Origin of the sequence: Streptomyces sp. NPDC048270 (assembly GCF_040652335.1) — a bacterium.
Lineage (GTDB): Bacteria > Actinomycetota > Actinomycetes > Streptomycetales > Streptomycetaceae > Streptomyces.
Window position 1 is genome coordinate 1 of the sequence record NZ_JBEZLV010000090.1, and the last position, 7,378, is coordinate 7,378.

7 protein-coding genes and 2 pseudogenes are annotated in these 7,378 nt (G+C 67.4%); 5 read left to right on the forward strand and 4 right to left on the reverse strand.

Annotation, left to right across the window (positions count from 1 at the left end):
* Nucleotides 1-353: 353 nt before the first annotated feature.
* Nucleotides 354-761, reverse strand: coding sequence for a hypothetical protein (locus AB0D66_RS33830; RefSeq protein ID WP_362310997.1), 408 nt, complete (start codon nt 759-761; stop codon nt 354-356).
* A gap of 623 nt (nt 762-1,384) precedes the next feature.
* Here AB0D66_RS33830 and AB0D66_RS33835 point away from each other — a divergent pair.
* Nucleotides 1,385-2,504, forward strand: a pseudogene (locus AB0D66_RS33835) (IS630 family transposase).
* A gap of 2 nt (nt 2,505-2,506) precedes the next feature.
* Here AB0D66_RS33835 and AB0D66_RS33840 read toward each other — a convergent pair.
* On the reverse strand, nt 2,507-2,743 hold the full coding sequence (locus AB0D66_RS33840; protein ID WP_309052372.1) for a hypothetical protein: 237 nt from the start codon (nt 2,741-2,743) through the stop codon (nt 2,507-2,509).
* Between the two features lie 210 nt (nt 2,744-2,953).
* Here AB0D66_RS33840 and AB0D66_RS33845 point away from each other — a divergent pair, with 210 nt between their 5' ends.
* Nucleotides 2,954-3,289, forward strand: a complete 336-nt coding sequence (locus AB0D66_RS33845; RefSeq protein ID WP_362311001.1) for a helicase associated domain-containing protein — start codon at nt 2,954-2,956, stop codon at nt 3,287-3,289.
* Nucleotides 3,277-3,759 carry a hypothetical protein gene (locus AB0D66_RS33850; RefSeq protein WP_362310998.1) on the forward strand — a complete coding sequence of 161 codons (483 nt, stop codon included), beginning with the start codon at nt 3,277-3,279 and terminating at the stop codon, nt 3,757-3,759. The genes AB0D66_RS33845 and AB0D66_RS33850 overlap by 13 nt, the downstream gene beginning before the upstream one ends.
* On the opposite strand, the pseudogene AB0D66_RS33855 reads toward AB0D66_RS33850, so the two are convergent.
* A pseudogene (locus AB0D66_RS33855) lies at nt 3,751-4,582 on the reverse strand (IS5 family transposase). The gene AB0D66_RS33850 and the pseudogene AB0D66_RS33855 sit on opposite strands and share 9 nt — an antisense overlap.
* Before the next feature lie 883 nt (nt 4,583-5,465).
* Between AB0D66_RS33855 and AB0D66_RS33860 the strand changes: the two are divergent.
* Complete coding sequence (locus tag AB0D66_RS33860) at nt 5,466-5,633, forward strand: hypothetical protein (protein ID WP_362310999.1); 168 nt, start codon at nt 5,466-5,468, stop codon at nt 5,631-5,633.
* A 380-nt stretch (nt 5,634-6,013) separates the two neighbouring features.
* Here the strand turns inward: AB0D66_RS33860 and AB0D66_RS33865 are convergent, their stop codons facing one another.
* Nucleotides 6,014-6,139, reverse strand: coding sequence for a hypothetical protein (locus AB0D66_RS33865; protein WP_362311000.1), 126 nt, complete (start codon nt 6,137-6,139; stop codon nt 6,014-6,016).
* A gap of 380 nt (nt 6,140-6,519) precedes the next feature.
* Here AB0D66_RS33865 and AB0D66_RS33870 point away from each other — a divergent pair, with 380 nt between their 5' ends.
* Nucleotides 6,520-7,254 (forward strand): 4'-phosphopantetheinyl transferase superfamily protein, encoded by a 735-nt coding sequence (locus AB0D66_RS33870; RefSeq protein WP_362311002.1) that lies wholly within the window; start codon nt 6,520-6,522, stop codon nt 7,252-7,254.
* Nucleotides 7,255-7,378 lie beyond the last annotated feature (124 nt).

A 7,378-nucleotide genomic window follows, 5' to 3' on the forward strand; every position in this document is an offset into this window, starting at 1 on the left:
CCCGCGGAGCGGGTCCCACAGCGCTGCGCGCTGTGCCAACGAACCGCTTCGCTTCGCTCAGCGGGAGGGCGCTTCGCGCCCTCGGGGCCGGCCCTTCGGGCCGGTGGTCCTACGCTGCGCTCCGGACTGTTCGGGGGTTGCGCTTCGCTTCACCCCCGAACAGCCTGCTCCGCAGGCCTGGGTGACCCCGTTTCACGGGGTCCTGGCCTACGGGCCCGTTGGGCGGGTCCGCTCCGCTCCCCCACCCCGGCCCTTCCGGCTCCGCCTCCAGGACCAGCCCGCTCCGCGGGCGCCGGCAGCAGGGACTCACCCAATCTGGTCGAGCGCAGCCAGTCGTCCTCGGAAAGTGACCGCTACCAGGCCAACCGCGGGTCCTGCACATGCTCCGGTGAATGCCTAAGCTCCACCTCACCTTGATCAGTCCGCAGAAGAACACCCGGGTGAGGATCCGTCTCCCACTCCGCCTTCGGGGTATGGAACCGCTGAGTACCCGGAATACCCACCTCGACCAGGACCCCATCGCGGAACATCCACAAGGCGAAGCAGTCGTCATCCTCATCGTGGAGCAGCACCTGCACACACTCCGGCCTGTTCCAGGGCAGCGACTCCAAGTCCCGCAGTACCCCATAGCGCCCTCGCCACCTAACGAACTCGATGGCCCAACCCCCCGTGAACCAGTCCTCGATCGGTATAAAGCGGCCACTCCACGTACGCGCCTCGTCGAACCGAGTCAAAGGCTCCATCGCCTCGTCCTCGTACATCGCCAACACGATGACCTGCGCATTTCTACTCATCCGCGTATGCCACCCCAACCCCCACCCCACAGACAAACGAATTTCCTCCGGAACCCAACAGCAACCAGACTGATCCCACAGACCCACATCGCTCCTCCCTGGACCAGCTCCACAAGACACCAGGAATGCCAGCCGAGACACCCAACCCGTGATTCAAAACGCCTTACGGATGAAATATGGGATCACAGGATGGGTGCCCGAGCTCTCCGCCGACGGTGCCATTGTCGACGACCAGTGAAACTCCACAGTCCCAAACCAACCTGCGCAGCGCCGGCCAGGCAGAGAACACCCGCAGGTCAGAAGACCAACGAACTCCGATGCTGCGCAGATTCAGTAAGCCGACCCATCACCAAACCCGCTCACCCAAACTGCACAACCCCAGGTCGGAGCCTTGACGACTGCTCACTTTCACTGACCGCCGACAACGATCGACGAGGACTGGAACCCGGGCGAGCGCGGGTGGACGGTGGACTGGCAGCGGCACTGCGCCTACCTCGCCCAGCTCCTAGTGCTGTGACCGCATAGGTTCACCGGGTTGCTCGTTGTGTTGGTTGGAAGCGAGGTCGCTTCCAACCAACGGGGAAGACGGGATGGCACCACCGGTCAGAGTCCGGAGGCTGACGGAGCAGGAGGGGCAAAAGCTCCAGCACATGTGCGGCGGAGAAATACCAGCTCCGTGCGGTTCCGGCGGGCGACGATGCTGCTGGCCTCGGCCGGCGGCAGCACGGTCCCGGTGATCGCGCGGCTGGTCCAGGCAGACGAGGACACCGTCCGGGACGTGATCCACCGCTTCAACGAGATCGGGCTCGCATGCCTCAACCCTCAGTGGGCGGGGAGCCGTCCCCGCCTGCTGAACCGTGACGACGAGGACTTCGTCATCCAGACGGCCACCACCCGCCCCACCGTCTTGGGCAAGCCCTTCACCCGCTGGTCGATCCGCAAACTCGCCGACCACCTGCGACCAACATCGCCCGGCCCGTCCGGATCGGCCGCGAGGCCCTGCGGTGCTTACTGGCCCGCCGCGGGAACACCTCCCAGCGCACGAAGACCTGGAAGGAATCACGGGACCCGGCATTCGACGCCAAGCTGGACCGGGTCGAGTACGCGATCAACGAGCGCCCGGACCGCACCTTCGCCTTCGACGAGTTCGGCCCGCTGGGCATCCGCCCGACCGCCGGCTCCTGCTAGGCCGAACAAGGCCGCCCCGACCGGCTGCCGGCCACCTACCGGCGAACGCACGGCATCACCTACTTCCACGGCTGCTACTCGGTCGGCGACGACCAGATGTGGGGTGTCAACCGGCGCCGGAAGGGCATCGACCACACCTGGGCCGCCCTGCGGTCGATCCGCGCGGCCCGTCCGGACGGCGGCCCGATCTACGTGATCCTGGACAACCTCTCCGCCCACCTGAACTGGAAGATCCGCAGGTGGGCGGCGAAGAACAAGGTCGAGCTGTGCTTCACCCCCACCTACGCGTCCTGGGCCAACCCCATTGAGGCCCACTTCGGGCCACTACGGCAGTTCACCCTGGCCAACTCCCACCACCCGAACCACACCGTCCAGACCCGGGCCCTGCACGCCTACCTGCGCTGGCGCAACCAGAACGCCCGCCACCCCGACGTCCTGGCAGCCCAACGACGCGAACGCGCACGCATCCGCAGCGAACGAGGCCTCCGCTGGGGCGGCAGACCTCTACCAACCGCGGCCTGACGTCACCGCCCCTTCCAATGGAACTGCTCGTCCGGTTCGTCCCTTCGCTCCAGCACTCCCGCAGCGACCAGCTGAAGAAGCACCTCATGAAGCGCGTTCCCCAACGAGTTGTCTGTCCAGAACACCCATTTGACCTGCGTGAACGTCACAGACTCGTCAAAGATCCCCAACGAGCGGCCCACCACGAAGGCCGCACCGTCCCAATCAGTCCAGCCAGACAGGCCCTCGGAAAGATCCACAAACCGATCCTGCCAGCAGCCGATCGAACCCGGTGAACCTTTCCGGTCACCGCATTAGACGAAGGCGCCCGCCTGAAGGGCATCACCGCCGGGGTGACCCGGCACGGCGAGGACATCGGCCGCTGGCTCGCCACCCAACGGCGGGACTGGGCCCGGCTGAACGCCGAGTAGCAGGCCCGGCTCGAGGCGCTTGGCATCACCCCGGCGCGGATCGTACGGGGACGCCAGGCGCCCGCGAAGGCCGTCGCGACAACCAAGTCCGGGCGGGGCGCGGAGGCCTTCCACAAGGGCGTCCAGGACCTCGCGCAGTACCTGGAGCGGGAGGGCGGGGGTGTTCCGGGGCGGTCGCACGTCGAGCACCTCCGGGACGACAGTGAGCACCGCACGGGGGTGTGGCTGGCCAACCAGCGCCAGCGGCGCGACAGGCTCGACGCCGCGCAGCTCGAAGCCCTCGCCGAGCTGGGCGTCGACTGGGCCCGCCAAGAGGTTGTTTCTTTTGGTGCTTCGCGGGCCGAGCTGTGCAGGATACTGCTGTGGTGCTGTTGACGTGGATTGCTGAGGTGTCGGCCGAGCCTCTGATCCTGGAGCCGGCGGACCGGCGGGTGGAGTGGGAGACCAACACCTGGTCGCTGAGTACGGCGGACGAGGACAGGAGTTCGTTGTCCGTCGCCGCGGTGGTGGCTGCTTTCGAGCGGACTGCTGCTGCCATCCGGGAACGCCTTCGGGATCAGGGCTTTCCCGGCGTGGCGACGTTCTACGTGTGGCACGACGAACAGGCCCGGCTGCTTCGGTGCTCGACCGGTTCTGTACCCCCGGATGCGTTGCCGTTCACTGGTACTTATGTGACTTCCGACGACCTCAGTCCGATTGTCGAGGGCTTTCTGGCCGACAGTGCGCCAGGCTGCATCGCCTGGTCGGAACTGGACGACGTGCAGAGCGTCTCGGTGAAGACCGGGACTGAGCCGGAGATCATGCCGTTCGGTGTCTGGGTCGCCAGTGTCGGGGCCTCACGCTGACTGTTCCCGCCCGTCCACACGGACGAGTCTGCGGTGGCAGATGAGGGCTGCGGCTATGCCGGCGAAGGCGAGAAGTGTTCAGCCTTGCGCTCGTAGCGGCGGTGGAGCCGACGGCAGCCGGCGAGCCAGGACACGGTCCTCTCAACAACCCATCTGTGGCGGCCGAGCCGCTGTGAGGACTCGATCCCTTTACGGGCGATGCGGTGGCGGATGCCGCGTTTGCGGAGCCATCGACGCAGGTGATCGTAGTCGTAGCCCTTGTCGGCGTGTAGTTTCGCCGGTCGTCGCCGTCGTGGGCCTCGGCGTGAGCGGACCGGTGGGATGCCCCGCACGAGCGGTGCAAGGCCTTGGCTGTCATGCATGTTCGCTGCGGAGATGCCCAGCGACAGCGGCAGTCCGTTCCGGTCGGTGAGCAGATGGATCTTCGATCCCAACTTGCCTCGGTCGGTCGGATTCGGCCCTGTCAGAGGCCCCCTTTTGCAACCCGCATGCTGACGGAGTCGATCGCGCAGCGCGACCAGTCGAGTTCCCCGCGGGCGCCGAGTTCGTCGAGGATGACGCGGTGGAGCCGGGCCCAGACCCGGGCCCGGCTCCACTGGGCGAAGCGTCGGTAGACCGTCTGCCAGCACGGGCCGAACACCGGCGGTAGCTGCCGCCAGGTGCAGCCCGAGGTCGCCACGAAGATGATCGCGGCCAGAGCTTCGCGGTCCCCCGCCCGGCGTCGGCCGCCACCCTGCGGACGTATGACCTCCATCGGCGGCACCACCCGCCGGAACAGCACCCACAACTCGTCCGGCACCAGCCGCTCAACCAGATTCGTCATGCACGGTGCAACGAACGATTACGCCATAAGAAACGATGTCTTAAATACCCGCAACCACATCACACATATCTCAGCAGGGTCCCTCCCGTGCATACAGAGGTCGTTTCTGAATTCGTTTCAGCCTGCTTGTCGAGCAGCGATCAATTGCAGCACCTCCCGGTCGCCCGAGTGACTCTCGTCACCGAACAAGATTCGATTTCTGTTGCTGAGATTTGCGTGCGCTATGCGGCTCGCCGCGGACAATACCGGGACAGATCGGGGACACATGTCCGGACACTGTCCGGGCAGTGTGCGCACACTGCCCGGACACGGAACACAGTGTTCTGATCCTGTCCCCAAGCGCGGTGAGCACAGCCCTCTGACCTGCCGGGACATCGTCCGAACACTATCCGGAACATGTCCGGACGCGTTGTTCCGGACAGCCGACCACGCTCGGCCGCCCTGTGCGCCTCACATGCCCTCTGAGCTGTGGGAACACTGCCCGAACACCCCGGAACACTGTCCGGACCATGTTCCGGACAAGGGGACAGCCGGGACAGCCATGTCCCGCCTGTACTTTCCGGTAGGCCTTCTGACCTGCGGGGACACTGTTAGGACAGCGGGGACGGATGTCCGGCGCACCTGTCCCGGAGTATAGGCCGCAGGCCTCTGACCTGCCCGGACATCACGCGGACAGGCCTGTCCACGTTCGGCACCGGGCAAGGAGATATCAGAGCAATCCCGAGACATATGCAAAATCTTTGGGACATCGCTTCCGTTAACGGTTTCCACCCAGGCGGAAAAGACCTGTTTTTTGTCGGTGCACGCGAGCGCTGAATTGCTTCTAGACTCCGTTCTCGATTCGCAGCGAATCGAGAACTAGGCAGCTATCAGGAGGCACCCGGTGAACTTCATCCGCACCGCAATCGGCTATGCAGAGAAGGCATGGGCAGCGGTATATCGCCAGCGCAGCATCGCGCTCAGCTCGTTTATTCAGGGCACTGCCTACCAGAGCGGAGCAGGCGGGATCGCGCTGCTCACATGGTGGCTGCAGCACCGCTACGGAGGCTGATCCGCGAGCCGCGCAGTCGGCGCGGGAGCAGCCGGCGGCCGGCGACATCCGCGGTGGGACACCCCAGCTGCTCAAGCTCCTCACCGCACCGGAGCCCTCTCGCTCGTCGAACTCGGCGTGCGCGGTAGCGGGGGCGGGTGGCTGTTCCAGAATTCTGGAACAGCCCCGCCCGGCCTTGCGCCCGGGTGGGGGAGCCGCCGCCGTCACCGCGTGCGCCCCGCGCCCCTGGCCGGTGCCGGCTGCTGCCGGTGGGCGGGGACGGCGGCCTCCGTCGGGGCCGGCCGGGGCGGAGGGCGGTGTCATCAGGGAACGCAGCGTCGCGTCCACGAGACGGGCGGCCGTGGTGGAGGTGGGGCCGTCCTGCCAGGAGGTGTCGGCCTTCAGGCGGGCCAGGTGCGCGCCGAGGAGTGCGGGCCGCCCTGGTCGCGGATCTGGTCCATGCGGGCCGCGGGGAAGGGCCACTGGCGGGAGCCGACCAGGAGACCTACCTGCGTCTCGGGCAGCACTTCCTTGACGACTCCCCCATCGTGGCGTGCGCGAGCCGGTTCACGCCGAGCTGCTCCAGCGTCTTCGCCCGGTCGCCGAGGTCCAGATCCCGAGCCAGCCGCGCGCACAGGAATGGGCAATCCCATGGCAGCACCCACCCTGCTGCTCTGCAGCCCATGGCAGCAGCCTGGTCACCCCATGACAGCCAAGATCAGAACCCCTGCAGGGCCCCGAACGGGGACAACCACGCGGACCCCGGTGACGCCCGACCAGTGCCCCCGACACACCCATTCACACCTGGGCAGCCCAACCACCCATACGTCGGGAGGGGCCGCCGGGGGGTCGGCCGGGTGGGAGGGGAGGACGGTTTGGGGACGGCAGGGTTTTGGGTGGGGGCATGATGCGATCCGTGCTCCTGCCGGCGTCTCCGGCGTTGCCCGTCTCCGTGTGGCTGGTCGACAGTCGGGTGGCGGGGGACCTAGCGCTTCGGCTGGCTCCCGGGCTGCTGGATCCGGGGCAGCGCGGACGGCTGGCCGCCATGCGGCGCGAGGTGGACCGGCGGACCTATGCCGCCGGGCATGTGGCGCTGCGTCAGCTGCTCGGGGCGCGCCTGGGGATGGCGCCCGAAGCCGTGCGGTTTCGCCGTCGGCCCTGTGTGGGGTGCGGCGGGCCCCACGGCCGTCCCGAAGCCGTGGGGGGCGGCGGTGTGCGGTTCTCCCTGTCCCACAGCGGCGACCTCGCCCTGATCGCGATCGCCGCCGAGGCCGTGGGTGTCGACGTCGAGCGCGTCCCGGAGGCGGAGATCGCTGCCTCCGCGGCCGAAGTACTGCACCCGTCCGAGGCAGCGGAGGTGGCGGATCTCGCGCCGGATCTTCGGCCCGCCGCGGTGGCCCGTGCGTGGACCCGGAAGGAGGCCTACCTGAAGGGAACCGGAGCGGGTCTGTCGCGCAGCACGGCCATCGACTACCTGGGCACGGGTCCCTCGCCTGCGGCGTACCCGGAGGGCTGGGCGCTGCGGGACGTGGCCGTGCCCGACGGCTATGCGGCAGCAGTCGCGGTCGCCGCTACCACGTCGGTGCTTGAGGACCGATCAAGGACGGCTTGGGGAGCGCCCCGCCTAGCGTCGGCGAGGTGACAGGAACGAGCATCAGCCGGGGGGAACGTGATGGGTAGGACACTCGCGGAGAAGGTCTGGGACGATCATGTCGTCCGGCGCGCCGAAGGCGAGCCCGACCTCCTCTTCATCGATCTGCACCTGC